This is a genomic window from Curtobacterium sp. YR515, assembly GCF_900113095.1.
GTDB lineage: Bacteria > Actinomycetota > Actinomycetes > Actinomycetales > Microbacteriaceae > Curtobacterium.
The window spans coordinates 411,609-438,179 of the sequence record NZ_FOOD01000005.1 but is presented as its reverse complement, the minus strand read 5'-3'; the positions used below and the strand labels follow the sequence as shown (position 1 = coordinate 438,179).

Genomic DNA, 26,571 nt, shown 5'->3' with positions numbered 1-26,571 from the left:
ACCATGACCAACATCCAACAGGAGACCGAACCCACCATCGGCGCCCTCACCGAGGAGGCCGAATCCGGTTCCACCCGGAGCATCGCGACCGCTCGTCGTGGCCGGCCGAAGGGCGGCGTCCGCCGGTTCCTCCCCACGCTGACGCCGTGGCTCGTCACGGGCATCGTGCTCATCGTCGGCGTCGCCCTGTTCGGGCTGCTCGGCCCGCTGCTCGTCGGCGACCCGAGCGCCATCCGCGACTCGGGCATGCAGCCGCCGAGCGCCGACAACCTGCTCGGGACGACGCAGACCGGGCAGGACGTCCTCGCCCAGCTCGCGTTCGCCACCCGGGGCAGCCTGCAGATCGGTCTCATCGTCGGTGTCCTCGCCACGGTGCTGTCGGCGTTCTTCGGCATCCTCGGCGCGTACCTCGGCGGGATCATGGACGAGGCGTTCTCGCTCTTCTCGAACGTGTTCCTCGTGATCCCGGGCCTGCCGCTCGTCATCGTCATCTCGGGCCTCGTCCCGCAGGAGGCCCGAGGCCTCTGGACCATCGCCATCGTCCTCGCGATCACGTCGTGGGCCGGGTCCGCCCGGGTCCTCCGCGCGCAGACGATGTCGATCCGGAACCGGGACTACGTGTCCGCCGCACGGGTCGCCGGGGAACGACCGTGGCGGGTCATCGCGGTGGAGATCCTGCCGAACCTGCTGCCGGTGCTCGCGTCGCAGTTCGTGTTCGCCGTCATCGCCGCGATCCTCGGCGAGGCCGGGCTGTCCTTCCTCGGCCTCGGCGCCTCGAACTCGTCGACGCTCGGCACGATGCTCTTCTACGCGCAGAACGGCTTCGCGCTCGCCCAGGGCGCCTGGTGGTGGTTCGTCCCGCCGGGGCTCCTCATCGCACTGCTCGGCATGGGCCTCTCCCTCGTCAACTTCTCGATCGACGAGGTCATCAACCCGCGGCTCGCGAACGTGCGGGCGCAGCGACGGCGTGAACGTCGCGCACGTCGTGCGGCCCGCCGTCCCGGCCCAGGAGGCGCGGCTCGCCGCACCGAGACCACCACCGACCGGAAGGGGGTCGCCCGATGACCCGGGACGCCGTCCTCACCATCGACCACCTCGACGTCGTCTACGAGACCGAGCACCCGGTGCACGCCGTCAAGGACGTCTCGCTGACGCTCGCACCCGGGGAGATCCTCGGGCTGGCCGGGGAGTCCGGCTGCGGCAAGACGACGCTCGCCTACGCCATCACCCGGCTGCACAAGCCGCCAGCGAAGGTGACGTCGGGCAGCATCACCTTCCACGACCGGGACGGCAGCGACGTCGACCTGCTCGGCCTCGGCGACGAACAGCTCCGTGCCGTCCGCTGGTCGAAGCTGTCGATGGTGTTCCAGGGGGCGATGAACGCGCTCAACCCGGTCACCACGATCCGGGCACAGCTCGACGACGCGCTCGTCGAGCACCGCCGCGGCATGCCCCGCAAGGAGCGTCGGGCGATCGCGGAGGACGCGCTCCGCCGGGTCGGGGTCGACCCGTCCCGCATCACGGCGTACCCGCACGAACTCTCCGGCGGCATGCGGCAGCGCGTGATGATCGCGATGGCGATGCTGCTCGAGCCGCAGGTCATGATCATGGACGAGCCGACCACCGCGCTCGACGTCGTCGTGCAGCGGGAGATCCTCCGCGAGATCGTCCGCCTGCGCGACGAGCTCGGCTTCGCGGTCGTGTTCATCACGCACGACCTGCCGCTGCTGCTCGAGATCAGTGACCGGATCGCGATCATGCTCCGCGGCGAGGTCGTCGAGTGCGCCACCGCCGACACCATCCAGCACGACCCGCAGCACCCCTACACCCGGCGGCTGCTGCAGTCCTTCCCGAGCCTGTCCGGCGCCCGCGGCGACTTCATCCGCACCGGGGCGAGCATCGACGGTTCGGACCTCGACACCCAGGAGGTCGTCCGATGACCAGTGTGACCGTCAGCCACCTCGGCAAGGACTTCCACACCCGGAAGGGCCTGCGGCGGACCACCCTCCGCGCCGTCGACGACGTGTCGTTCGAGCTCCTGCCCGGACGCACCGTCGCCCTCGTCGGGGAGTCCGGTTCGGGCAAGTCGACGATCGCCCGGATGCTCGCGAAGCTGGAGAGCACCACGCGCGGCTCGATCGACGTCCGGCTCGAGGACGGCACCCCCGTCGTCGGCAGCATGTACCGGCGGCACGTGCAGATGGTGTTCCAGGACCCCTTCGCGTCGCTCAACCCGTTCCACTCCATCGAGCACCACATCGCCCGCCCGCTGCAGCTCCACCACCGTGCGCGCGGCGCCGAGGAGACCGCCGAACGCGTCCGGGAGCTGCTCGGCCGCGTGAACCTCGACGAGGACTTCGCGTCCCGCCGCCCGCACGAGCTCTCCGGCGGGCAGCGACAGCGCGTCGCGATCGCCCGGGCCCTCGCACCCGGCGCGCAGGTGCTCATCGCCGACGAGCCCGTGTCGATGCTCGACGTGTCGATCCGGCTCAGCGTGCTCAACCTCATGGGGCGGCTGCAGCGCGAGGACCACCTCGCCGTGCTGTACATCACGCACGACCTCGCCACTGCGCGGCACTTCTCGGACGAGATCCTGGTGCTGTACCGCGGCCGGGTCGTCGAACGGGGACCCTCGGACGCGGTCATCCTCGACCCGCAGCACGACTACACCCGGCTGCTCGCCGAGGCCGCCCCCGACCCGGAGCGCACCGACCGCCGGGTGACCTCGGGACCGGCACTCGACCGCTCCACGATCGACAACACCACCTGCTACGACCACACCCTGGGGGAGTGGGTCACGAGTTCGCCGGCACCGGTCGGGGCGGTCCGGGCCGGGACGCCGTGAGCGCGTTCGTCGACTGGGTCACGCCCGGGTTCTCGGCACGGTTCCGGATCGCGTCGGACCGACCGGTCGCCCTGGTGTCGTTCGTGCCGACCGGCGGGTCGCTCGCCGACGGCCCCGACGACCCGCAGCCGCTCGTCGAGCTGACCACCGTCGGCCACGGCAGGTTTCCCGGCGGGTTCCGGCACGTCGACTCCACCATCGGCGCACGGCTCCGGTACGTGTCGCACGACGACGCCCCCGTGTCCGTGGGCGGGACCGGATCAGGGCCCGCGGACACGACCGGGGCGGTGGACGGGACCGACCTGTGGTTCCGGATCGTGCAGGAGGACGCGGCCACGCGCCTCCAGGTCGTGTCCGTGTTCTGCGCGCGTGCCGGCGTCGGAGCGTTCCGGACGTGGACCGAGGTGTCGGCGGCGGAGGGCGAGCACGTCGTCGACTTCGTCTCGTCCTTCGCGACCGGGGCGTTCCTGACCGACTCCGGTGCGACGGTCGACGAACTGTCGTTGACGCACGCCGAGAACGACTGGGCAGCCGAGAGCCGGTGGCGCACCGATCCGCTGCGGTCGATCGGGCTCGCCCGCATCGATCGCGAGGCGCAGCACCACCCGCCCCGCAGCCGCGCCGTCCTGCAGAACCGCGGCTCGTGGTCCACCGGGGAGGCGTTGCCGATCGGCGTGCTGCACGCTGCCGACTTCGCGCTCGTGTGGCAGGTCGAGCACAACGGGCCGTGGCTCTACGAGCTGGGGGAGACCCGGCGGCACGCGTACGTGCTGCTGAGCGGACCGACCGACCAGGAGCACCAGTGGAGCGCCGTCGTCGCTCCGGGACAGCCGTTCACGTCCGTGCCGGTGTCGGTCGGGATCGCCGGCTCGGTCGGCGACGCGTTCGCGGTGCTCACCCGGCAGCGTCGGGCGTTCCGGCACGTGCGCGACGCCGATCGCGCCCTGCCGCTGGTCTTCAACGACTACATGAACACGCTCATGGGCGACCCGACGACCGAGAAGCTCCTGCCGCTCATCGACGCGGCCGCCGACGCCGGTGCCGACCTGTTCTGCATCGACGCCGGCTGGTACGCCGAGGGGCACTGGTGGGACACCGTCGGCGCGTGGGAGCCCGCGGCGTCGCGGTTCCCGACCGGGCTCGGGTCCGTCATCGACCACATCCGTTCGCGGGGCATGCAGGCCGGGCTCTGGCTCGAGCCCGAGGTCATCGGGATCCACTCGCCGCTGGCGTCGTCGTTGCCGTCGTCCGCCTTCGTGCACCACCGCGGGGTGCGGGTCGCGGAGCACGGCCGGCACCTGCTCGACCTGCGCTCGCCGGATGCCCGGGCGCACCTCGACGCGGTCGTCGACCGGCTCGTCGGGACGCTCGGCGTGACGTTCTTCAAGATGGACGACAACACGATGACGGGGCCGTTCGCGGGGCAGCTCGAGCACCAGCGGGCGCTGCTGGACTGGCTCGACGACGTGCAGGCCCGCTACCCGTCGCTGCTCATCGAGAACTGCGCCTCGGGAGCGATGCGCGCCGACTTCGCGATGCTGTCCCGGTTGCACATGCAGTCCACGTCGGACCAGCAGGACCCGGTGCTGTCCGCCACGATCTCCGCCGCAGCGCCCGGCGCGATGCTCCCCGAGCAGGCGGGGAACTGGGCGTACCCGGCGCCGTCGATGTCGCCCGACCTGTTCGACCTCGCGCTGGTGAACGGGGTGCTCGGGCGGATGTACCTGTCGGGGTACCTCAACGAGATGTCGACCGCGCAGCTGGCGGTCGTGGCCGCGGCGATCGAGGCGCACCGGACCGTGCTCGCGGACGTGTCGTCGGCGCTGCCGGTGTGGCCGCTCGGGCTGCCCGGGTGGGAGGACACCTGGGTCGCGCTCGGCCTCGACGTGCCGGACGGGGACCTGTACCTGTCGGTGTGGGCGTTGCCGGGGGCCTCGTCGTCGGTGTCGTTGCCGCTGCCGGCGCTCCTGGGACTGCCGGTGGCGGTGTCGCCGCTCTTCCCGACGGCGATCGGGGCCTGGGAGGTCTCGTGGGACGCCGACGCGGGGGTGCTGCACGTCGACCATGGCGGGGCCACCCCGACGGCCCGGGTGTTCCGCGTCCGGCGAGACCCGGGCGTCCGGTCGGGCGGGGCCGGCGCGGGGCGCTGACCGGGGCGGGCGCCGGATGGCAGACGGTGCACGTTCCGGGACGGGAGGCGCGGTGCGGGCAGGCGCCGCGCCCTCCCGTCCGGTGGGGCGGAGGTGGGCGCGCGGCGCGGTGCGGTTCGGTGCGGCGCGGACGGGATCGTGTGGTCGCCTCTGACCGTTCTGGTTCGGGATCCCCGGGGATCGCGAACCGGAACGGTCACGCGCTCAGGAGTCCGGGCGAATCCAGTCCGTGAGGGGCTCGAAGGACGCCGGTGGCAGGACCTCGTCGGGCTCGGCGGCCCGCACGCCGGTGTCGATCGTGGCCGCTCCGCACTCCAGGCACCGGCGGGCGACGCCGTCGCGCTCGTCGACCACCAGGGGTCGTGCGGACCGCCGGGTCCCCACGGTGCTCGAACGTGACCAGGACGGAGTGCCCGACCCCAGCGGAGCATCAGTTCGGGAACGGTCATCCGCACGACGGTGCCGGCGACCGTGCTGTGCTCGAACGAGTCCTCGAACCGGCCGTCCTCGTCGATGTCGAGCCGGAACTGCCAGTGCTCCCGCGGTGACTCCTGGTGGACGCCGTCGATGACGGTTCGTCCCGGTCGTCGGAGGGCGGCGAGCTCCTGGGCGACCGCGGGACCGTCGGGGCGGGGTCAGCGCAGCAGGCCGAGCTCCATCGCGCGGGTCACGGCGCGCGTCCGGTCGTTCACGCCGAGCTTCTCGAACACGTGCCCGAGGTGCGTCTTGACGGTGGTCTCGCTGAGGAAGAGCGTGCGGCCGATCGCCGGGTTCGAGTTGCCCTGCGCGACGAGCTGCAGGACCTCGAGCTCGCGCGGCGACAGGGTCGGCCCGGTCGTGGGCTGGCCGGTCGCCCGGCGGACCAGGGCAGCTGCGGCCGAGGGTGCGAGTGCCGTCCCACCGCGTGCCGTCGCGCGCAGGCCCGCGAGGATCTCCGACTCCGGGGCCGCCTTGAGCAGGTACCCCGCGGCACCGGCCTCGATCGCGGCGAGGATCTGGTCGTCCGACTCGTACGTCGTGAGGATGAGCACGCGGACGCCCGGCTCGCGGGCGAGGATCCGCGCGGTCGCGTCGTCGCCGTCGAGGCCGGGCATGCGGAGGTCCATCAGGACGACGTCGGGTCGTTCGGCGAGCGTGATCGCGACCGCGGCCTCGCCGTCGCTCGCCTGCCCGACCACCTCGACGTCGTCGGCGTCCTGGAGCAGCGCGACGATGCCGGCGCGGACGATGGGGTGGTCGTCCGCCACGACGACGCGGATCACCGGTGCACCTCCGTCAGTGGTGCGTCGACTGCCGGGAGGCGCGGCTCGGCCCCGGTGGGCAGCGTCACCTCGACGACGGTGCCACGTCCGGCCTCGCTCGTGATGGCGCAGGTGCCGCCGGCGAGGGCGAGCCGCTCGCGCAGGCCCCGCAACCCGTGTCCGGCGGTCGGGAGGGACGCGTCGAAGCCGACGCCGTCGTCCGAGACCCGGAGGCCGACCCGGTCGGCTGCCACGTGCAGTGCGACCCGCGCCGTGGCGGCGTGGGCGTGCGCGCGGACGTTGGCCAGTGCCTCCTGGGCGGCGCGGAGCAGCACCACCTGCGCGTCGCGGTCCAGCGCGCAGTCCGCTGCCTCGACCGTGACCGGGACGCCGGTCTCGCGCGTGAACCGTTCGCCGAGGCGGTGCAGGGCGGCACCGAGTCCGTCGCCCGCCACTCCGGCAGCACCCGCCGCGACGAGGGTGCGGGACTCTTCGAGTGCTGCGCGCGCTGACTCCTCGAGGATGGTGAGTCGCTCGTCGAGTCGGTCGACGCGTTCGGCCGCGAGGTCCCCGCGGGCGCGCTCGGTGAGCATGACGATGCCGGCGAGGTTCTGTGCGACGGTGTCGTGGATCTCGCGGGCGAGGCGTTCGCGTTCGCTCGTCACGCCGGCGTTGCGGTGTGCCTCGGCGAGGGAGTCCTGGGTCGCACGGAGTTCGTCGAGCAGGCGGCGTCGTTCGTCGGAGAGCTCGGCGATCCGGGTGATCCAGAGTCCGAGCGCGCAGGCACCCGCGATGCTGACGCCCTCGATGAGGACCGTGCTGACGAGACTGTCCGGGCCGCTCGCGATCTGGAGACCGACCCCCGCGGCGACGCCGATCGCGACCGAGACCACCACCGCCGTCCGTGTCCGGTCGATCTGGCACCACGCGACGGGGAAGAGGATGCACTGCACGAGGGCGGTGCTCGGGACGACCGCGGGGAGCACGAGCGCCGCGAGCACCAGCAGCGGGACGAAGCCGGCGGCAGCGCGGGGGACCTCGTAGCCGCGCCAGCCGTACGCCGCGTAGGCCACGGCGAGGACACCGAGCATCGCGAACGCCGGCCAGCGGTCCGCCCACGGGGACCACCCGAGCACGGTGATCAGTGCGACGAGGGCGATCGTGACGCCGAACGCCACGTGCAGGCCCCAGTTGCGGTGCGTCGTGATGCGGTCCATGGCCTCAGCATCCCATCGCCCGGATGCCGCCGAGCGGTTATCCACAGGCAGGATCACGCGTCCTTGCGATTCCACCGGAACGTCAACAGGCAGGCCACCGCGCCCACGACCAGCCACGCTGTCAGGACGAGGGCTCCGAGGCCGAGGTGCCACGCGCCTCCTGGCTCGGCGGACGCGAACGCGTCGGGCAGGAAGACCGACCGCATGCCGGACGCCATCCACCGCAGGGGGAAGACGGACGCGACGTTCTGCAGCCAGTCGGGGAGCTGCGTGAAGGGGAGGTAGACGCCGGAGATGAACTGGAGGACCAGGACGATGGGGACGATCGTGGCGGTGGCGCGGCGGCCCTCGCGGGGGAGCGCCGAGATCGCGATGCCGAGGACGCAGCTCGTCGCGACCCCGAGGAGCATGATGCCCGCGAAGTGCGCCCACGCGCCGCCGTCGGTGGGCAGGTCCACGCCGAAGACGAGGCTCGCGATCGCCAGCAGCAGAGCGGTCTGCACGACCGTCGTGACGAGGACCATGCCGATCTTGCCGATGAAGTAGCTCACCACCGGCAGGGGTGTGCCGCCCAGACGCTTCAGCGTGCCGTCGCTGCGTTCGCCCGCGATGTCGACGCCGAGGGACTGCGTGCCGGACAGCAGGATGCCCGTCGCGACCAGGCCGGGCAGGTAGTACGTGGCGTAGTCCACGCTGACGTTCGGTCCCGCCTGGATGTCCGGCGCGCTGCTGAACGCGACCGAGAAGAGCGCCAGCATCACGATGGGGAAGAGGAAGGTGAAGAAGACGGCGTCAGGGGCTCGGAAGTAGGAGCGGAGTTCGTAGCCGATGCGGTGCGCGCCGATCGTGGCGGCGTTCGTGGTGGTCGTGTTCGTCGTCGCGGTGCTCATCGGTGGCCGACCATTCCGAGGTAGACGTCCTCGAGGGACGGGCGGATGACTTCGAGGTCGTGCATGGGTTCCGGGGTGCTCCGGATCAGGGCGGTCGGTTCGTTCGTGCGCCGTTCGTGGGGTTCGCCGACGTCGTCACGCCACCTGACGCGTGGGGTGCGGGCCTCGGCACCGCCGATCTCGTCGATCGGGGCGATGTCGAGCAGCCGGCCGTCGGCGATGACCGCTGCCCGGTCGGCGAGGTGTGCGGCCTCGTCGAGGTAGTGCGTGGTGAGGAGGATCGTCGTGCCCTCGCGCTTGACCTCGTCGATGAGGTCCCAGAAGCGGCGCCGGGCCTCCGGGTCGAAGCCGGTCGTGGGCTCGTCGAGGAAGAGGACCTCGGGGCGGCCGATGATGCCGAGGGCGACGTCGACGCGGCGACGCTGGCCGCCGCTCAGTCTGCTGATGCGGGTGTTGCGCTGCGACTCGAGCCCGGTCTTCTCGAGGAGCTCTTCGACGCTGCGGTGCCGCGGGTACAAGGTCGTGAAGTGCCGGAGCTGTTCCGCGACGGTGACGTTGGGGGACTCGGCGCTGGTCTGCAGGACGATCCCGATACGTGCGTTGTGGCTACGGCTCGTGCGGGCGGGGTCGTGGCCGAGCACCCGGACGTCGCCGTCGGTGCGGGTGCGGTAGCCCTCGAGGATCTCGACCGTGGTGGTCTTGCCGGCGCCGTTCGGGCCGAGGAGCGCGAAGGTCTCGCCGCGGGGGATGTCGAAGGAGACGTCGTCCACGGCGCGCTTGCCGGTGGCGTACTGCTTCGTGAGGTGGTGGACCTCGATGGCGGGGGTGTCGGGCATGGGTCCAGCCTGGCCGGTCGTGCCCGGTGGCGGCTCGGCCGGGTGGCTCGACCCACATCCTCCGATCGGGGGATACCGGAGCGCCGCCGACGGGCACCGATCTGTGCACAGTGACTCGTCCGAGGTTCCGATACTGATATGTTGCCGGTGGGATCGTGACGGAGGGCGTTGCGACGGACGGGGGAGACGATGGCTGATCTACGGGTCTCGTACGCCACGCTCGACGGCGTGCGCGACGCGCTGGACGCAGCGCAGGAGTTGTTCGCCAACGCCTCGGTGCCCACCGACGGCGGAGCGTTCGGCGCGGACGAGGTCACCGACGCCTTCACGGTCTTCCGTGCATCACAGGAACGCTCGGCCGGATGGCTGGCGGACGCGAGCCGAACGCTCGCGCAGTACGCGCACGACACGAAGTCGCTCGTGCAGGACGCCGACGCCGAGCTGGCGGGCAAGGTCGGCGGCAAGGGATGACCGCCGACCCGTTCGCCTGCGACCCCGGTGCCGTCGCGAAGCTCTCGAGTGGCCTCGCCAGCCACCAGGACGACCTCAGCGCCGGAGCCCACGGCGTCGCCCGCGCCGCGGAGGATGCGGACGACTGGAGGGGCGCCTCGAAGGATCGCTTCTCCGTCACTGTCGGCACCGTCCCGCGCGCGGCTCGACGCATCATCGGCCGGCTCGACGTCGCGATCGACGTGCTCGACACCTACGCCGACGACGTACGGGCGATCCGGGACGAGGCGGAGCGGATCCGTGCGGCACAGTTGACGAACGCCGTGGAAGTCGCTGCGAACACCGTGTCGCTCTCGGCCGCGGTGGTGGCCGCGGCAGGCCAGGACGCCACCGAGGCCGACGGACGACAGGCCCGACGGCTGCGGTCCGACGCGGACGACCTCGCGGCGACGGCGTCGCGACTGCAGGCGGAATGGGACGCGCTCGTCGAACGACGGGCCATCGCGGACCGTGCGGCGTCGGCCGGGCTGTCCGACACCGACGTGCTCGGCGTGGCGCCCTCGTACTCGGGGGCGCTCGGCAGGATGAGCGACGCCGACTTCCTCGTCGCCGTCGCTGCGATGCCGCCCGAGGTCCTGGCGGCGCAGGACCCGTCGGTCGGTGATCGGCTCGCCGGGATGCCGCCCGAGACCGTGCAGGCGTGGTGGGACGGGCTCGGTGGCCGGGGGACCGCGGGGGAGCACTCGGCGGCGCAGGACGCGCTCATCACGGCATTGCCGGCGGTGATCGGGAACCTGGACGGCGTGCCGTACTGGGCGCGGGACCAGGCGAACCGGTTGAGCGCGCAGCGGGCGTCCGCGCGGGCGCAGGACGACGTGGACGCGGCGCGGAAGGCGCTGCGCGCCGCGGGACCGAGCGCTCGGCGTGCGGCACAGCAGGAGCTCGACGCCGCCACGGAGCGGCTCGCAGCACTCCAGAACTTCTTGGCGGCCTCGCGGACGAGCCTCCGTGGTGTGGACGGTATGCCCCGGCAGTTCGTGTCGTTCCTCGACGGGCAGCCTCCCCTCGGAGCGGTGTCGATGGGCGACCTCGACACGGCGGCCAACGTCAGCTACCTCGTGCCCGGTATGGGCACCACACTCCAGGACACGACCCTGCTGATGAGAGCCGGTGCGAACGTGGTCGGGGTGCAGCGGCTTTCCGAGAGGGGGCGCAACACCGCGATGGTCACGTGGATCGGGTACGAGGCGCCGCGGAACGCACTGACGACCGGCGATCTCGGCGTGTTCGGTCTGGCTCACGCCAACGCAGGTGCCGACCGTCTGGCAGCGGATCTCGGTGGGTTCCGTGCGACCCGACCGGACGCGCACCTCAACGTGGTCGCGCACTCGTACGGATCGACGACGGCGTCGATCACTCTGCACGACCACGCCGATCTGGGTGTGAACAGCTTCGTCACCCTGGGATCCGCGGGCATCCCCGGGCACATCCCGAACGCGGGGGCGATCCACGCCGAGCACATGTACGCGGCGCAGGCCGAAGAACGGTTCAACGTGGCCCACATCGGACAGGTCCTGAGCTACCCCGAGCGCATCGACCCGACCTTCAAGCCGTTCGGCGCGACCGAGATCGACGCCTCGCATGTCGAGGGAACGTCCGACGTCAACGTGCATGACCTGTACGTGAACCCGAACGGTGCCGAGGACGCAGATCACGGCTACCTCGACCTCGACACGAACACGTTGATCGAGACGGCGAAGGCGACGCTACGGTGAACCCGATGCCGATCAGCGTGCGTAAGACCACGGCGGTCGCCGCGCTGGCCGCTGCGACCACCCTCGTGCTCTCGGGGTGCGGGATGACAGGAGCGGGACACGCCATGACCATCGAAGAGGCACAATCGCAAGCGATCATCGAATTCCGGTCGGTGCTCGCGCTGGCCCCGGACACGTGGCCGCAGGAGGTGCCGAAGGCGGCCGCGTACGACTGCCGGATCGACGGGGCGCGGGCCGTGCAGTTCGGGTACTACGTCGAGGTGGACGCGCCGGACGATCCCGGGACGCTCGTGGCACAGGCAGGTGAGCACTGGGAGCGCGAGGGCTACGAGTTGTCGAAGACACAGACGGAGATGGACCCGGAGACCGGTCAGGTCTACGCCGTGGTGGCGCGAGCCGACGGCAAGCCCCGTGCTTCGATGGCAGCCACCAAGGTCCGCGCGCACGTCAACGTGGACTCGCGCTGCGTCCTCGGCGACCCGGACGACTACCGGTGACGGCCGGGGAACCCGAGTCCACCGCCGGGGAGAGCGCGACGGCTGACGACCTGCGGCTCCGGCGCAACCGGCTGATCTTCGGGATCGTCGTCGCGCCGATCGGAGTCCTGATCGCACTCTTCCTGTCGTTCGTGGTGCAGATCAGCTCCGCGTGGCGATCGACGAGCGATGGCGGGGCTGCGGCCGGACCGCAGATCGTGGCGATCGTGATCGGCCTGCTCGCCACCGTCCCAGCGCTCATCGCCGGGATCCGAGCGCTCCGTGATCGAGTCCTCGAGGTGGCGGCATCGGGAGCGACGGTGGTGGCGGGCGTCGGCTTGCTCGCCGTCGTGCTGCTCGTCATCGTCCCGTCGTTCGAGATCCTCCCGCGCGCTGCCCGCGATGCCGACAGGTACGCACAGCAGCAGCGGCAGGAGGAACTCGACGACCTGGACTCGGGCTACGGGCCCGGATCGGCCGAGGAAGCGGGCCAGGAGATGCAGGAGTACGTCGACGATGCGCTGCAGCTGCTCGAAGTGGCGCCGAGCGCGGTACGGACGAGCACCTGGTCCACGAGCGGCACGACCGCCGCGGGCAACACCTGTCGGGCCTTCCACGAGCGCATCCGGCTCGGGGACGAGGTCGATCGCTCAAGTGCGGAGAAGGCGCTCCGGGTTTCGTGGGACACCGAGGGTGAGCGCACCGGGTTCGATGAGCGGAACGGCCGCCTCGAGCTCAGTGTCTCCTCCGCCGACGCCACGATCTCGTGGCTCAAGGCCGACAACGTGCTGCTGGTGGAGAGCGACTGCATCCCGTCCGGGGCGCCCTGACGGGCAGCGATGTGCCCTCAGCGCATCCGCGTGGACGCGATCCCACCGTCGACGTCGAGCGTCCCGCCGTTCACGAACGCCGCCTCGTCCGACACCACCCACCGGACGGCACGGGCGATGTCGACCGGCTGCACCGGCACCCCCGCGGGCGTCCCCTGCGTCATCGCCGCGAGCACGTCCGCCGAGTCCGCGTTCCCCGGCGTCGCCGTCGCACCCGGCGCCACCGTCACGACCCGCACCCCGCGCTGCCCGTACTCGGCCGCCCAGGCCCGGGTCAGCTGCTCGACCGCGGCCTTGGTCGCCGGGTAGAGCGCCATGAACGGCACTCCGACCCGGGCCATCCACGAGCCGATGTTCACGACGACGCCGGACCCGCGCGCGGCCATCCCCGGGGCGAGCGCCGCCACGAGGACGTGCGGTGCGCGGATGTTCGTCGCGAGCAGCGCCTCGACGGTGTCGTCGGACAGGGACTCCGTCGGACCGCCGGGGTAGACGCCGGCGTTGTTCACGAGGACGTCGACGTGACCACCGAGCAGCTCCCGGGCCGCGGCGGCGAACGCCCGGACGTCGGGAGCACCCGCGGAGAGGTCCGCCACGATCGGGAGGGCTCGGCCACCCTGGCGCTCGATGTCGTCGGCGACAGCACGCGTGCGGACGGCGTCGCGGCCGTGAACGGCGACGGTCATGCCCGTGGCGGCGAGCTCGCGGGCGATGGCCTCACCGATGCCGCTCGAGGCGCCGGTCACGAGGGCAGTGCGGACGGTGGTCTGGTCAAGGAGTGCAGTGGTCATGCATCGATGCTCGGTCCCCGGGCAGCCCCGCGCCTTGCCCGATCCAGCGGGAACCTTGCCGGATCCCGCACGACTTCTTCGGCGCCGGGAGAACTGCGTAGCGTGGGCCCGTGGACGATCGCACGGCGCAGCACCTCGATCGCGCGGCCGAGGTGGCCTCGCGGCACGCCGCAGTGCTCCAACGCGCGTCCACCGTCGACATGGTGGCCCGTCCCGCCTCGGTGCAGCGGGCCGAAGCACTCGGCCTGACCGTCTCCCGCGTCCACGAGCCGACCGGACTCTTCGACCGGCGGTACGTCCCGTCGTTGTCCGTCGTCCTCCGCGGCCGGAAGCGTTCGGTCGTCGGGGACGACGACCAGGTCTGGGGCCGCGAGCGGTTCATCATCACGCCCGTGGACCTCCCCGTGGTCGCCGGGGTGCTCGACACGGCAGGGAGCGACGGCTTCGTCTCGGCGGTCTGGAAGCTCGACCCGGTCGTCGTCGGCGAGGTCGTGGCGTCGATGTCGAGCACGATGTCCAGCACGAGCCGCACGGACCTGCCACGACTCGGCGAGTGGACGGCCCCGCTCGCCGATGCCGTCAGCCGCCTGCTCGCGCTGCTCGACGCCCCCGAGGACATCCCCGTCCTGTTCCCCCTGGTCTCGCGCGAGATCGTCCTCCGCCTGCTGCAGACCGCGCAGGCGCCGCGCATCACCGCCGCGCTCGACCGAGCCGGAGCCGAAGCTGGGCTAGTCGCCGGCGCGACCGCGCTCCTCACCGAACGCATGGACGAACCGTGGACGATGGAGCGCCTCGCCCGCGAGCTCCGCGTCAGCGAGAGCACCCTCTTCGCCCGCTTCAAGCAGGCCACCGGCATGTCACCCGCGCAGTACCTCAAGCGCACCCGACTCGGGGAAGCGCGCCGCCGCATGGTCCTGCACGCCGACACCGCCGCCCGCGCCGCGGCCGCCGTCGGCTACCGCAGCGCCTCCCACTTCTCGCGGGACTACCGCGAGGCGTACGGCCGGCCCCCGGCCGCCGACGCCGTGGTGGCGCGCGAACAGCTGGCGCTCGCCCCCGCCGTGTAGCCGGCCCAGTGCCGGACTGGAGGCGCGGGTCGGCGGTGATCCGCGCCTCCAGTCCGACGGATGGTGCGTCCCGACCACCGCCACCGGCCCGCTCGCTGGGTACGGCTGAGCGTCGTCCGGTAGACCGGAACGGTGAAGGTCGTAGGAGTCGAACAGTTCGGAGGGCCGGAGGCCCTCGCCGTCCACGAGGTGCCGGAGCCGCACGCCGGTGCGGGGTCCGTGCGGATCCGGGTGCAGGCGTTCGCCGTGAACCCGACCGACACCGGTGTGCGCGCCGGTCAGCGGGACAGCTCGCAGGCGGCGCCGCCCTACGTGCCGGGGATGGACGCCGCCGGGGTCATCGACGAGGTCGGGCCCGACGTCTCCGGATGGGAAGTCGGCGACGAGGTCATGGCGATCGCGCTGCCGCTCAGCGCCCACGGTGGTGCCTACGTCGAGGAGCTCGTCGCGCCGGTCGGGTCGTTCACGCGGATCCCTCGGGGGACGTCGCTTCCGCTCGCATCGACGGTGCCGATGAACGGGCTGACGGCGTTGCAGATCCTCTCGCGGGCGGGGCTCGCTCCGGGGCAGACGCTCGCCGTGACCGGGGCTGCGGGGTTGCTCGGGAACTACGTCGTGCAGCTCGGGGTCGCTGCTGGACTCACTGTCATCGCGGATTCTGCGCCTGCGGACGAAGCGCTGGTCCGGTCGCTCGGGCCGGCGCACATCGTGGAGCGTGGAGACGGGTTCGCTGCCGCGGTGCGTGCGCTCGTGCCGGACGGGGTCGATGCGCTCGCCGATGCTGCGGTGCAGCGGGCTCCGGTGGTCGATGCAGTGCGCGACGGGGGAGTGTTCCTCGACGTGCGTGGGTGGGAGGGCGACGGGGCTCGTGGGATCCGGTTCGAGCAGATTGCCGTGTTCGCGGAGTACCGGTCGTTCGACAAGCTCGAGCAGCTACGGCATGCGGTGGAGAGTGGGACGGTGACGCCGCGGGTTGCGGAGGTGTTGCCGGCCTCGCGGGCTGGGGAGGCGCATGAGCGGCTCGAGGCTGGGGGGACGCGGGGAAGGTTCGTGTTGACGTGGTGATGCCTCGGCCGAGCGTGCAGAAATTTGAATATCACTTGCCGGGTGAGTGAAGTATCAGTACCGTCCCTCTGTGAGTGGAGCGCAGTTGCTCCGCCGGGAGGGAATCATGATCACGATCTCATTTCGCGGAGCGCGTTCCGGCGCGGTCGGGCTGGCCGTCGTCGGTTCGTTGGTCGCGGCGCTGGTCGTCGCGCCGCCGGCCGTGGCCACGGAACGCGAAACCAATCAGCCGGCTGGGCAGAGTGGCCTCTCTGATCAAGACCTGCTGCTCATCGACGGCGCGCTCTTCGGTGTCGGGCCGGTCGCTCAGCAACTCGGTACGAGCATCGACACGGTGTTCTCCGGAGACGAACTTCAGCGCATCGAGACCTACGCGCGTGACGCACGTGACGGTCTGGTCGCGTCCCGAGCCTCGGCCGTCGAGCAGGCAGTCGATGACATCCGCTCGGGCTCGGTGAACACGGTCGAAGACGGATTCCGCACGCTCGGCGATGCCTTCGAGTCGTACGTCGAAGAGACCTACTCGGCGGAGGAACTCGAGGCAGCAACGCAGAAGTACAGCTCGAGCGCGGTCGTACCGATGTGTGGCGCCGTGGCAGCGTGCGTCGCTGCGGTGGCGTTCGCGGTGTACGCCGGAGCGGTTGTCCACAATGCCGCCGCGATCACGGCTGCGGCAGCGGTGCTCGTGTCCGTGTACGCCTGGTGCGGTGCCTGGGTCGGCTGTGGACGAGGGACCGACGCGGGTACCGAGCGAGTGAAGCACGAGAAGTTCCTGGCGAACGCGACGCGCGTCGGCCAGGCGCTGCCGGCGTGAGTTCCCGCGTCACCACGATGGCCGTGGCGGCGACGGCGGCGGTCGCCGTCGTGGCCACGGTCGGCTTCGCATCCCTTCCCGTGAAGACGCACGCAACCGGCCTTGTCTCGGACGGACTCCAGATCGTCGGCGAGGTCGCGCCGCAAGGGTGGGGCTTCTTCACACGTGACCCGCGCGAGCCGATCACGCAGGCATGGGTCCGCGCGGAGACGGGTCGATGGCAGCGGGTCTCCCGAGGACCGAACGCCACACTCGAGAACGCATTCGGCTTCGATCGCGCGTCGCGGCTGGACGAGTACGACGTCTCGCAGATCGTCGGTGGAACGGACATCGACGATCTCTGGTCCGACTGCACCGGAAGTTCCGCCACAGATTGTGCGAGGCGAGCCGAGTCGGAGCGAGGGGTGCAGCGGTGGACCGCGGACGGTTACGACCTCCGGCTCTGTGGCGAGGTACTCCTGCTCGACATCAGTCCGATCTCGATCGACTTCGCCGGCCTCGAGTACGACGCTCCGACGAAGGCCATCCGTGCAGATGTCCGGTGCCACCATCTCGGCGATGCCGCATGACGGCCACGACGATCGAGGGAGCGTGCCGACGCGTAGATCGCGGTCGACACTCCGCTTGGGCACGGTACATCGCCGCCGTCAGCCCGTTCTCTCCGGTGTTGGGACTCGTCCGTTCGATCCTCGCGGCGGCAGCGCTGCTGACGCTCGTGCTCACGCCGACCGATCAGCTCTTCTTTCGGAGCGCCACGTTCCCGAGCGGCACGAACTGTGCGAATGCGACCTCGTGGATGTCCCTGTTCTGCATCGGGTCCTCGAACGGGCAGCTCGAACCGGCGCGGTGGATTGCGGTGGTCGTGCTCGCACTCGTGATCACGGGGATCCTCCCGGCGGCCACCGCTCTCCCGCACTGGTGGGTGACGTGGAGCCTGATGGCCTCGAGCACCGCCGTCGACGGTGGCGAACACCTCGCTGCGAACTTGACGCTCATCCTCGTTCCGATCCTGCTGCTCGATCGGCGCCGTTGGCACTGGTCGCGGGACAGCAGGTACGGGCGTCGCAGCCCGTGGGTCCCGAGCATCGCCTACGCCGCTGTCGGGTTGTGGGTGCTGCAGATGATGGGCGTGTACTTCCAAGCGAGCGTCGCGAAGTTCGCGGTACTCGAGTGGTCCGACGGCACTGCGCTGTGGTACTGGATGCAGAACCCGGTGTTCGCTCCACCCGCCCCGATCGGTGATGTCGTTCGATCTGCTCTGGCGTGGTTGCCGTTCACGGTCGTGTTGACCTACGGAACGCTCGCACTGCAGCTCGCGTTGGTCGCTGCCGTCTTCCTGCCGCAGCGGGCGAGGAGACTGTTCCTGCTCCTCGCCGTGGTGTTCCACCTCGCGATCGCTTGCCTCATGGGACTCTGGAGCTTCTCGATGATCATGATCGCCGCGGACATCCTGCTCCTCGTGCGGCCCCACGAAGCCACGAGTCTCGCGCAAGTCATGCATTGGCGCCTCGGACGCGCACAGGGGGCTGAGCATGTCAGCGGTTGACCGCTCCTTCCGCAGCCCGGCAGGTCGCGGAGCGTTCTTCGCGACGGTGATCGTGCTCGCCCCGGTCGTCGTGGTTGCCGCTGCCGAGGCCGCGCGAAGACAGTTCGACCTCCCGTCTATCGTGGTGCTCGTCGCTGTCAGCGGTGGTCTGGCGTGGGCGACGTCATCTGCGGCCAGGACCGCCGCGTTCGTGACGTGCTCCCCCGACCACGTCACGGTCGGTTTGGCACCGTTCTGGAGAACGCGCTTGGTTCGTCGAGACATCCAGACGGCGGATCTCGTCCAGATCGACGCGTACGCCGAGTACGGCGGGTGGGGGATCAAGGGATCGGCGAGAGGGAGCCGAGGTCGTCTCTACTCAGTCGGCGGCGACGCAGCTGTGCGGTTCGTGATGCGAGACGGGCGAACCTACGTGATCGCCTTCACTGACGGGCCAACTGCCGGAGCGGTACTCGAGGCGCTCGACCGTCACGCACACCGCTGATGCGCGATCCGAATGGAAGGCTCACTTCCTATCCGAGCGGGTATCCAGGCAGTCTGATTTGGTGCCGAGGCGACCATAGAGATGAGCCGGCCCGCTCAGCGCGACTGAGATCAGACCTATCTGTGCACGCCGAGAGCGCGTGATTCGACGAAGGTTCGGAGAGCCGAGGGAGGGACTACGGCCCGGCCTCGGAGCAGATCTTCGAGACGAACTCCGTCGACCACGTCGTACACGGAGATCCTCGACAACCGGACCACACCCGCTGCAGCTGCAACGTCCTTCATGGCGTCGTAGAGGGCGCGCTGCTTCCAACGCGGCGCGCCACCTCCCTCGAACGTCCAGTGGGGCGCAGCAGGCCCGAACATCCGCTCGGCCGAAGGACTGCTCCACCGTCGGCCACCGGTTCCAGATCGCCGTTCGTGTGCTCGGCAGAAGTCCTCGTACGCAGCCGCCCAGGGCGCGCTCGCCCCGGCATCGACGCCGAGCGTGACGGCCCGGTACCGGTTGAAGTGCATCTCCTCGTCGAGCTCGACGAGGATGCCGTCGTAGATGAGGTCCCATCCGCCGGGGCGAAGATTGGGCTCGTCGAGGACACCGCCCAACCGCCGGTAGAGACGCTTGACCGCCGACCTCTCTGCGTCCGGAAGCTCCGACAGCCGTGGGCCCCGCTTCGCTGACCGCGAGGCGAGGCCTGCGTCCTGCAGCATTCGATCGAGAGCAATGACACGAGCGCCGGTCTTCGGCACGAGCTCAGTCGGCTTCCGTTGTGGTGAGGTCGGCGTCTCTCTTCTTCTTGAACAGTCCAGCGGCTCGCCCACCGACCACGTTCGCGGCACCCGCGACTCGCCCGCCGACGTTCTTCGCGACCGTGAGGGCCTGCGCCTCGTCCGGAACTCCGTCACCGTCGAGGTCGACTCGTCGGAAGACCCGTGTCGCGGAGCTCGCAGCGCCGGAAACTCCGTTCCCGACTGCCCCGGCGGCTCCGGTCACCCACGTGCCGGTCGAGCGAGCGGCATCCTCGAGCGCGGCGAGCGCACGGTTGTCCGACCCCTCGTCGTCGGAGGCGGTCTTCACTGTCAGCGCGAGGTGGTCGGGGAAATCGTCGGGCGCCTCCGGGAAGGCCGTACGCGAGGACTTCACGACGTCGCGGCCGAACACGAAACGGGCCACGCCTCCGGTGATCGCGCCGACGCCATACTCCACCGAGGCTCGCTGCTTGCCGGTCAAGCCTTCACGCACTGGGTCGAGCTCACCGGTCTGGATCGTCCGGACCAGGGTCTGTGCAGCCCCACCCGGTAGAGCGTCCGAGAGCGTTGTTGCCCAGTGCGACCAGTCGTCTCGGCCGGCGGCAATCTTCTGCCCGGTCGAGATCGTGCCGTCCGATGTCACTTCGGCGACGTCGCTGGCCATCGTCGCGATCTGCTGCTGACTCACGCGTTCGTTGGTCAGGCCGAGGACGAGTGCCTGCGCCTGGTCCTTGTCCAGGTCCATGCCGTGCAGATCGGCGAGGGCGAGGCCGAACATCGCGGTGAGCTCGAACTGCAGCTGCTGATCACCAGCGGGGAGAAGTTTGGCTGCGGCCCCCTTCGCACCAGTCTGTGCAGCGCTCTTCGCGAGGTTCGTCGCCGCGAGTTTCATCGCGCCCTTCGTGCCGGCCTTGGCGGCCTGCGCGCTCGCGCTCTTGGCCCCGGCGACCGCGGGACCGGCCACCGGGATCATCGCGATCGCGATGTCGGCAGCGATGGAACCAACCGTGATCGCTGCACCAGCCGTGGTAATCGCGGTCGTGTACTGCCGCTCGAGCATGAGGACGATCTCGGCTGGAGTGGCCGACGGATTGCGGCGACGCAGCCACCGGACATACTGGCGTGCGACGGCTCGGCGTCCGGACACCGCCTTCGCGATGTCGCGGTCGACATAGTCGGCAGCAACCTCGGCTTCAAGCGTCACATCGGGTTCGTCGACATCGGTCAAGAGGGTGGTCCTTCGGAGTGAGTGGCGCTCGGGTCTTTCGGACGTGCTCATCGTTGCATGGGCGGCCGACGTTCAGGACTCCGCATGCGGCAATGCGCCGCGCTGCGGCTTGATGGCCGTAACGACCCTGGCTGCGGAGGATCGGATCGCCGTGGACCGCGACCTCGCGCCAGTCGTTGGTATCAACATGAACACGCCGGTGCGGCCGATGACGATCGTGTCCACCTGAGCAGTGCGAGCGGGGCGAGAAGCTGGGCGGTCTCGGTCTCGGTCTCCGTGCGTTCGGCGATCTCGAAGCGGGCGGCGCGTCGTGTGCCTGACGGCGGAGTCAGGGAACGTTCGTCAGGGCTCCCTGGGCAGCCCGATGCCATGCGGTACCGGTGTTGTCGCGAAACACGATCGCGTCCACGCCGCGAGCATCGGAGATGGTGAACGGACGCATCGGATCGCGGATCTCCTGCAGCGGTTTCGGGTAGTCCCACTCTGCCGTCGAGTCTTCGTCCACGGCGTTCGCTACGAAGAACTCACCTGGCGGTACGCACTGCAGGGTCGCGACCTCAGGAGAGGAGAAGCCGTGGCACGTGACCTGCACGTCGTAGACCGGGTCATCTGATGAGTTGCGGACGACGACGCCGAACAGCACCCGGCCACCGGTCCGGATTCGCGTCGCAGCCCACGCACTGATCTTCGTCGCTTGCGATGCCCGTGCCGCCGCTCGCGCCTGTTCGTCCCGATCCGACTCGATCCGGTAGAGGCGTCGCGCCTGCAGACCCGCGTACACAGCTGCTACCAGCGCGCCCGCTGTCGCTACGGCGCTCAACCCCTCGAAGAACTCGTTTAGACCCACGTCGGCACGGTAGCAGCGACACGGTCGTGATCGAGCACGCATTCGTGATCGTCAATTCGTTCCTGTTCCGGCTTGGATTCCCATTAGCCTGAGCGACATCGAAGGTTCGTCAACTCTTCCGGAAGGTCGCTCGTGAGCGCTGGTCCTGTCCTCTTGTTCCTCCACGGTGTCGGAGCCGGCGATGTCGAAGATGGCTGGCAGGTCGCGCTATCAGGGGCGCTCGTGCGGCTTGGGTACCCCGCACTGGAGCCCGACCGATGGATCGCGCCGAAGTACGCGTTCGCCCTGCGCAACGGGGACGGCAAGTACCGCCTCCCCCCGATCATCGTGAAGCAGCCAGGCAAGGACGAGGCCAGGACCAACCGGCGGGAGTTCGAGCGGCGTACGAGTGCGATGGAGTACCGGCTCGGTCAGCACGAGGACCCGGCAAACTGGCTCGGCGCAGGCACAGTCGTCGACATCGCCTTCGAAACCCACCCCTTCAAGCAGGCGCACAACTACCTCCACGACGAGCAGGCTCGTGCACGAGTCCTCACTCGGGTCCTCGACTCGCTCCCCGATTCGGGAGACCTGCTGATCGTCGGACACAGCCTCGGCTCGGTCGTCGCCGCCGATCTCGTCCGCCGGCTTCCTGCGGGCCTGAATGTTGTCGGGATGATCACTATCGGAAGCCCACTGGCGAGCGGCTCGGTGCGTGCGACGGACTTGCGAGAGGCGATGCAGGAACCGCCAACCAACCTCGGTTGGTGGGTGAACTTCTGGAACGGGTTTGACCCGGTCGCTGCGCACCGCGGTCTTTCTTCGGTCATGCCGTGGCTGCTCGACCTCCGCGTCGCGACACCGCCGAGCCCTCGCGTGCACGGTGCCGTCGAGTACTTGTCGGATCGGCGGGTGGCCGAGGCGATCGGGTACGCGATGCACGGCTCGCTCTCCACTGAACTCGTCCACACAGTGAACGAGTTTGACGTCCCGTTGGACGGCGAGGAGCGAATCGTCCTTCTTGCGCTCCGGTACGCGCACCTCGTCGGGACACACCTCAAGGACGACCAGCAGGATCGATTCCTCGGCGCACTTCGTGCAGTCCAGGCGACAGCGGTCGAAGCGATGCTGCAACGTCGTGACACCGAGGGGCGGCCGCGTCCTGAGCAGATTGCACGCCTCGCATTCGACCTCGCCGATCCCGGCGCGGAAGCATCTCCGCCGGCTCCAGGCGCTTACCTGACCAAGGAGGACGCGCTCGTCCAGCTGATTGTCCTAGCTTCGGACAACTTCCTGCGTCCCTTCGACATCGGGTTCAGCGAAGGGGTCAAGCGTCAGGCGATGCGGGATCTCACTGCTGAGCTAGGTCTCGGGAGCGTTCTCGGCGCGGATGTCCTCGACGCTGTGGATCGTGCCGAGAAGGTCCTCGCGGGTGGCAAGGGCCCGAACTGGATCAAGATCGGCGCGTTGGGTGCCGGTGCCGTCGCCATCGTTGTCGCCACAGGAGGCCTAGCCCTCGCCGCCGGCGCAGGCCTCGCGGGAGCTGCTGCCCTGACGAGCGCGCTCGCAGCCTTCGGTCCCGGCGGCATGATCGGGGGCTTGATCACGGCCGGCAGCCTCGTGACTGCGGGCGGCGGTGGCATCGCGTTCGGACTCGCGAGTTCCGGAACGTCAGCCGAAGCCGTCGAGTCGATCGTCATGCGGCAACTGGCAGCAGTCATCCTCCGACAGAAGCTCGACCTCGAGCAGGACCCCGCCGTGTGGCATCTGTTCGTCGAGACCGAGCGTCAGGTCCGACGGGCACACGAACGGCTGGACGAGTACTCCGACCCGAAGTCGCCCGCCCTCGTCGAGCTCCGCAAGAAGATCCAGATCCTGGAACGGGCGCTCGAGTTCATGCGGGAGCAGGGACTCGAGCCTGAGCCGCAGACGCGTTCGACCGCGGCAGCTCATTGACCTTGGAACGGAACGAAGGACGATGAGCCGTTCAGAGAACCGGACGAACCGCCTCCGCGCAGCGCTGCGCTACCTCGACGAGCAGGGCGGTGCGGCGAGTCGACTCGACGTCTGGCAGGCGTCGCGCACCCGCGTGCCACTCGAGGGCGAGGAACTCGAACCCAACCAGCACGGGAAGCCGCAGGGGGAGTCCGACTTCTTCTGGGGCTCGGCGGGTCTGGTCCACGCGGGCTTCCTGACCAAGCCCGTACGTGGCGAGTGGCACGTCACCGACGACGGCCGCCGCGCCTCCGCGGACGGGGTTCCGTTCGAGCAGTTCCGGGACGAGCTCAACGACCGGCAGCGCGCGTTCCAGCGAAATCTGCGCGAGGACAAGGAGACTCGCTTGCGGACCGAGATCGTTCCTCCTGACGGTCGCGCAGAGCTCATCCGGACGACGAGCCAGCTGTTCGTCGAGCGAGGGCTCCGAGCTCTCGACTCCGTGTTCGCCCCCGGCCGACAGGTCTGGCGCACCGAGGTCCTCGCTGAGCTCGAGCAGCGGTTCCTCGGGCAGCCCGATGCACCTGGAGCAGACTTCCTCGAGAAGCTCGGCCGACAGTTCGACGGTGCTTCAGACGACGCGAAGCTCCTGATGGCTGAACTCATCGGCTGGCAAGTCCTTCCCTTGCAGAATCCGGGCGAGAAGAAGAAGCGCCAGCGAGTCGAGTTCCTTCTCGGCCAGATGGATCACCCCGTCACGATCCCGGTGGAGATCGACGATGCTTTCCGTGCGTGGTCGTTCAACCCGGGGACAGCCATGTCTGTCCAGCTCTACCGAGCGCTGTCGATCGTGGTGCACTGCGCCGCGCGGTGGATCGCGCTTCCCTCCGAAGCACGAGACCATGCACTCGACGACCCGTGGGCGTGGCGCGACATCGTGGACAGCCTTCCCGGCGCATCGTTCCCGACCCAGCGCAACGAGCTGCTCTACCTCGTCCACCCCGGGATCTTCGGCGAGGTGATATCCGGAAGCGCACGAGACGCGATTCGTCAGGCGTTCGCCGGAGAGGTCGAGCGCCAGGCCGACGACGACCCCGACGCACTGTTCCAGCAGATCGCGATCGCCCTGCAAGCGAAGGCGAAGGGACCGGCGAAGTTCTACGAGCAACCGCTGCTCGCCAGGTGGCAACCAGCGGACTCGGTCGTCGCCACCGGGGGTGGCTCGGAGCAGGGCACCACGAGCGCGCCTGTCGAGACGTCGGGACGAGCACCGACCACGCGTGCCGCGTTCCCGACCGTTGTACCCGCACTCGCCGAGGGCCTCCACATGCCTCAGATGTGGCTGCAGGACACTCTCGACCTCATCGAGCGTCGCAAGCAGGTCATCCTCTACGGCCCGCCCGGTACCGGCAAGACGTTCCTGGCCCAGGCGTTGTCGAAGCATGTGACGGACGGCACCGACGGCGAGACGACCATCGTGCAGTTCCACCCGACGTACTCGTACGAGGACTTCTTCGAGGGCTTCCGCCCCGTCGCCAACGACGACAGCGGCAACCTCGCGTTCAGCCTCCGGAAGGGACCGCTCCGACGCCTCGCCGACAGCGCCGCAGCCAATCCCGAGGCGAACTACTTCCTCGTCATCGACGAGATCAACCGGGGCAACATCGCGAAGGTCTTCGGCGAGCTGTACTTCCTGCTCGAGTACCGGGACAGCGAGATCTCCCTGCTCTACAGTGACGAGCCGTTCACCCTGCCGAGCAACATCTTCGTCATCGGCACGATGAACACCGCAGACCGCTCGATCGCGATGCTCGACGCCGCCATGCGGCGCCGCTTCGCGTTCATCGAGCTGCACCCGGAACGCGACCCCGTCCGCGACGTGCTGACTGGCTGGGTGGCGACAGAGGGCCTCCGGGACGACCGCGCAGACCTGCTGAAGCGACTCAACGCTGCCATTGCCGACCATGATGCCAAGGTGGGGCCGTCATTCCTGATGCGCGACCTCGACGCGCACGGTCTGGCGGACGTGTGGCGGTACGAGATCCTGCCGCTCCTCGCGGAGCACCACTACGGCGACGGCGTTGACCTGGAGGCCCGGTACGGCCTAGCAGCGTTGCGTCGCCAAGCGACGCCTTCCGTCGCGGACGGGGCCGAAGGTGCCGACACCGCGGGTTGAGCTGCGGGAGGCGGATCAGCCGACGCTGCATCGGATGCCGCGCGAGGTCGCGGCTGGTCTCGTCGCCGCGCGGATCGCGGACGTTTCGCCGACCTTCGTCGCCGACGAGTACCGGGTCAGTGGTGTGCGCAAGGTCGGCGTGGTCCGGATCGCCGGTCACGATGTGTGGATCCGGCCGAAGACATCCGTACGCCGGCTGTTCGCGATGCTCGGCTACGCGCGCGCGGGGAGTGCGATCTGGGAGGACGAAGACTTCGGCTTCGCGGCCGACGAGGACCTCGTGCCGGCGCTGGCGCACGCGTTCGGGTGGCAGGCCTCGCGGGCGCTCGCCGGAGGTGCGCTCCGCGGGTACGTGACGCGGGACGATGCGCTGCCGCTGGTTCGCGGGCGGTGGCGGATCGGCGACCAGCTCACTCGGCGGGGCGGGCAGCCGCTGCCGGTCGAGGTGTCGTTCGACGACTACGTGGAGGACATCGCGGAGAACCAGCTCGTGTTGACCGCTGCGACGCGGTTACTCCGGCTGCCGGGAGTCCCGGCCGACGTCGTTGGGCGGCTGCGGCGGGTGGTGCGGGTGCTCGACGGGGTGACGGTGATCCCGGTTGGAGCGCCGGTACCCGTGGTCCGGCCGGATCGGCGGAACGCCCGGTACTCGGCCGTGCTGCCGCTGGCGTCGCTCGTGCTGTCCGGAGCGTCGATCGAGCAGCGTACCGGATCGCTCGTGGGGGCGGGGTTCCTCGTCGACATGTGGTCGGTGTTCGAGGACTTCGTGACCGCCACGCTGCGGGAGGCGTTCCGGCCATACGGGGGCGAGCTCGTGGCGCAGTACGCGTCGACGCTAGATGTCGAGGGGACGGTGAAGATCGCGCCGGACCTCGTGTGGGTCGTCGACGGGGAGGTGCGGGCGTGCATCGACGTCAAGTACAAGGTTGAGAAGCACGGGCGGTATCCGAACGCTGATCTGTACCAGATGGCGGCGTACTGCCGGAGGTTTGGGCTGGAAGCTGGCCACCTTGTATATGCCGCGGGGGAGTCGGAGGCGCGACGAATGCAGGTAGTCGGAGGCCCACTTGTCCAGCAGCACGCGCTCGACCTAAGCCGTCCCACGACGGCGGTGCTTGATCAGCTGTCGTCATTCGTTCGACAGGGATCGTGCACTGAAGTTATCTGACCGACCGCGCGCTCG

At 69.9% G+C, this 26,571-nt stretch carries 27 protein-coding genes; 18 read left to right on the top strand and 9 right to left on the bottom strand.

All coding sequences use genetic code 11. From position 1 onward, the window contains the following. Window positions 1-3 precede the first annotated feature (3 nt). Genes BM028_RS16220 through BM028_RS16205 form a run of 4 tightly spaced genes read left to right on the top strand, consistent with a single transcriptional unit; the run spans window position 4 to window position 4,995 of the window. On the top strand, window positions 4-1,065 hold the full coding sequence (locus BM028_RS16220) for an ABC transporter permease (RefSeq protein ID WP_092387810.1): 1,062 nt from the start codon (window positions 4-6) through the stop codon (window positions 1,063-1,065). Then, window positions 1,062-1,940: an ABC transporter ATP-binding protein gene (locus BM028_RS16215; protein ID WP_092387808.1), complete on the top strand. Its 879-nt coding sequence runs from the start codon at window positions 1,062-1,064 to the stop codon at window positions 1,938-1,940. Before BM028_RS16220 ends, BM028_RS16215 begins: the two co-directional genes overlap by 4 nt. Next, a complete protein-coding gene (locus BM028_RS16210) occupies window positions 1,937-2,845 on the top strand; it encodes an ABC transporter ATP-binding protein (RefSeq protein WP_071301781.1) in 909 nt (302 codons plus the stop codon). The genes BM028_RS16215 and BM028_RS16210 overlap by 4 nt, the downstream gene beginning before the upstream one ends. After that, window positions 2,791-4,995 carry a glycoside hydrolase family 36 protein gene (locus BM028_RS16205; RefSeq protein WP_175496101.1) on the top strand — a complete coding sequence of 735 codons (2,205 nt, stop codon included), beginning with the start codon at window positions 2,791-2,793 and terminating at the stop codon, window positions 4,993-4,995. The genes BM028_RS16210 and BM028_RS16205 overlap by 55 nt, the downstream gene beginning before the upstream one ends. Window positions 4,996-5,199: 204 nt before the next feature. Here the strand turns inward: BM028_RS16205 and BM028_RS18615 are convergent, their stop codons facing one another. The 5 genes from BM028_RS18615 to BM028_RS16185 form a co-directional block, all read right to left on the bottom strand. Then, on the bottom strand, window positions 5,200-5,349 hold the full coding sequence (locus tag BM028_RS18615) for a hypothetical protein (RefSeq protein ID WP_175473619.1): 150 nt from the start codon (window positions 5,347-5,349) through the stop codon (window positions 5,200-5,202). Window positions 5,350-5,630: 281 nt separating this feature from the next. After that, entirely contained in the window at window positions 5,631-6,257 is a 627-nt protein-coding gene (locus BM028_RS16200; RefSeq protein ID WP_092387806.1) for a response regulator transcription factor, read from the bottom strand. Next, window positions 6,254-7,453 (bottom strand): sensor histidine kinase, encoded by a 1,200-nt coding sequence (locus BM028_RS16195; RefSeq protein WP_092387804.1) that lies wholly within the window; start codon window positions 7,451-7,453, stop codon window positions 6,254-6,256. Before BM028_RS16195 ends, BM028_RS16200 begins: the two co-directional genes overlap by 4 nt. 53 nt (window positions 7,454-7,506) lie before the next feature. Beyond that, complete coding sequence (locus tag BM028_RS16190) at window positions 7,507-8,343, bottom strand: ABC transporter permease (protein WP_071296614.1); 837 nt, start codon at window positions 8,341-8,343, stop codon at window positions 7,507-7,509. Further along, the gene (locus BM028_RS16185; RefSeq protein ID WP_071296615.1) at window positions 8,340-9,179 is read right to left on the bottom strand and encodes an ABC transporter ATP-binding protein; all 840 of its coding nucleotides are present in this window, start codon (window positions 9,177-9,179) and stop codon (window positions 8,340-8,342) included. The genes BM028_RS16190 and BM028_RS16185 overlap by 4 nt, the downstream gene beginning before the upstream one ends. A gap of 189 nt (window positions 9,180-9,368) precedes the next feature. Here BM028_RS16185 and BM028_RS16180 point away from each other — a divergent pair, with 189 nt between their 5' ends. From BM028_RS16180 to BM028_RS16165, 4 genes are read left to right on the top strand one after another with little or no spacing between them, the layout of a single operon-like run. After that, on the top strand, window positions 9,369-9,650 hold the full coding sequence (locus BM028_RS16180) for a hypothetical protein (protein ID WP_071296616.1): 282 nt from the start codon (window positions 9,369-9,371) through the stop codon (window positions 9,648-9,650). Beyond that, window positions 9,647-11,404 carry an alpha/beta hydrolase gene (locus BM028_RS16175; protein WP_071296617.1) on the top strand — a complete coding sequence of 586 codons (1,758 nt, stop codon included), beginning with the start codon at window positions 9,647-9,649 and terminating at the stop codon, window positions 11,402-11,404. Before BM028_RS16180 ends, BM028_RS16175 begins: the two co-directional genes overlap by 4 nt. Window positions 11,405-11,409: 5 nt before the next feature. After that, window positions 11,410-11,901 (top strand): hypothetical protein, encoded by a 492-nt coding sequence (locus BM028_RS16170; protein ID WP_139202076.1) that lies wholly within the window; start codon window positions 11,410-11,412, stop codon window positions 11,899-11,901. After that, entirely contained in the window at window positions 11,898-12,710 is an 813-nt protein-coding gene (locus BM028_RS16165) for a hypothetical protein (RefSeq protein ID WP_092387800.1), read from the top strand. Before BM028_RS16170 ends, BM028_RS16165 begins: the two co-directional genes overlap by 4 nt. A gap of 17 nt (window positions 12,711-12,727) precedes the next feature. On the opposite strand, the gene BM028_RS16160 is transcribed toward BM028_RS16165, so the two are convergent. Beyond that, the gene (locus BM028_RS16160; RefSeq protein ID WP_092387798.1) at window positions 12,728-13,501 is read right to left on the bottom strand and encodes an SDR family NAD(P)-dependent oxidoreductase; all 774 of its coding nucleotides are present in this window, start codon (window positions 13,499-13,501) and stop codon (window positions 12,728-12,730) included. Window positions 13,502-13,611: 110 nt separating this feature from the next. Between BM028_RS16160 and BM028_RS16155 the strand changes: the two genes are divergently transcribed. From BM028_RS16155 to BM028_RS16130, 6 genes are all read left to right on the top strand, one after another. Further along, window positions 13,612-14,568: an AraC family transcriptional regulator gene (locus BM028_RS16155; protein ID WP_092387796.1), complete on the top strand. Its 957-nt coding sequence runs from the start codon at window positions 13,612-13,614 to the stop codon at window positions 14,566-14,568. A 132-nt stretch (window positions 14,569-14,700) separates the two neighbouring features. Beyond that, entirely contained in the window at window positions 14,701-15,633 is a 933-nt protein-coding gene (locus BM028_RS16150; protein ID WP_092387794.1) for an NADP-dependent oxidoreductase, read from the top strand. 106 nt (window positions 15,634-15,739) lie between these two features. Next, on the top strand, window positions 15,740-16,447 hold the full coding sequence (locus tag BM028_RS16140) for a sporulation delaying protein family toxin (protein WP_139219850.1): 708 nt from the start codon (window positions 15,740-15,742) through the stop codon (window positions 16,445-16,447). Next, complete coding sequence (locus BM028_RS18315) at window positions 16,444-17,016, top strand: SdpA family antimicrobial peptide system protein (RefSeq protein ID WP_139219849.1); 573 nt, start codon at window positions 16,444-16,446, stop codon at window positions 17,014-17,016. The genes BM028_RS16140 and BM028_RS18315 overlap by 4 nt, the downstream gene beginning before the upstream one ends. Further along, complete coding sequence (locus BM028_RS16135; protein WP_139219848.1) at window positions 17,013-17,993, top strand: sporulation-delaying protein SdpB family protein; 981 nt, start codon at window positions 17,013-17,015, stop codon at window positions 17,991-17,993. The genes BM028_RS18315 and BM028_RS16135 overlap by 4 nt, the downstream gene beginning before the upstream one ends. After that, the gene (locus tag BM028_RS16130; RefSeq protein WP_139219847.1) at window positions 17,980-18,477 is read left to right on the top strand and encodes a hypothetical protein; all 498 of its coding nucleotides are present in this window, start codon (window positions 17,980-17,982) and stop codon (window positions 18,475-18,477) included. The genes BM028_RS16135 and BM028_RS16130 overlap by 14 nt, the downstream gene beginning before the upstream one ends. A gap of 116 nt (window positions 18,478-18,593) precedes the next feature. Here BM028_RS16130 and BM028_RS16125 read toward each other — a convergent pair whose 3' ends face one another. After that, entirely contained in the window at window positions 18,594-19,223 is a 630-nt protein-coding gene (locus BM028_RS16125; RefSeq protein WP_139219846.1) for a DUF7255 family protein, read from the bottom strand. A gap of 4 nt (window positions 19,224-19,227) precedes the next feature. After that, window positions 19,228-20,451, bottom strand: a complete 1,224-nt coding sequence (locus tag BM028_RS16120) for a hypothetical protein (protein ID WP_092387782.1) — start codon at window positions 20,449-20,451, stop codon at window positions 19,228-19,230. A gap of 43 nt (window positions 20,452-20,494) precedes the next feature. Here BM028_RS16120 and BM028_RS18310 point away from each other — a divergent pair, with 43 nt between their 5' ends. After that, window positions 20,495-20,680 carry a hypothetical protein gene (locus BM028_RS18310; protein WP_139219845.1) on the top strand — a complete coding sequence of 62 codons (186 nt, stop codon included), beginning with the start codon at window positions 20,495-20,497 and terminating at the stop codon, window positions 20,678-20,680. Window positions 20,681-20,779: 99 nt separating this feature from the next. Here the strand turns inward: BM028_RS18310 and BM028_RS16115 are convergent, their stop codons facing one another. After that, window positions 20,780-21,298, bottom strand: coding sequence for a hypothetical protein (locus BM028_RS16115; RefSeq protein ID WP_092387780.1), 519 nt, complete (start codon window positions 21,296-21,298; stop codon window positions 20,780-20,782). Between the two features lie 132 nt (window positions 21,299-21,430). On the opposite strand from BM028_RS16115, the gene BM028_RS16110 reads away from it, so the two are divergent. The 3 genes from BM028_RS16110 to BM028_RS16100 are packed head-to-tail and all read left to right on the top strand — an operon-like array spanning window position 21,431 to window position 26,556. Continuing rightward, window positions 21,431-23,233 carry an alpha/beta hydrolase family protein gene (locus BM028_RS16110; RefSeq protein ID WP_092387778.1) on the top strand — a complete coding sequence of 601 codons (1,803 nt, stop codon included), beginning with the start codon at window positions 21,431-21,433 and terminating at the stop codon, window positions 23,231-23,233. 22 nt (window positions 23,234-23,255) lie between these two features. After that, on the top strand, window positions 23,256-25,388 hold the full coding sequence (locus tag BM028_RS16105; RefSeq protein WP_092387776.1) for an McrB family protein: 2,133 nt from the start codon (window positions 23,256-23,258) through the stop codon (window positions 25,386-25,388). A gap of 34 nt (window positions 25,389-25,422) precedes the next feature. Then, window positions 25,423-26,556 carry an McrC family protein gene (locus tag BM028_RS16100; protein ID WP_139219844.1) on the top strand — a complete coding sequence of 378 codons (1,134 nt, stop codon included), beginning with the start codon at window positions 25,423-25,425 and terminating at the stop codon, window positions 26,554-26,556. The last annotated feature ends 15 nt before the right edge of the window (window positions 26,557-26,571 follow it).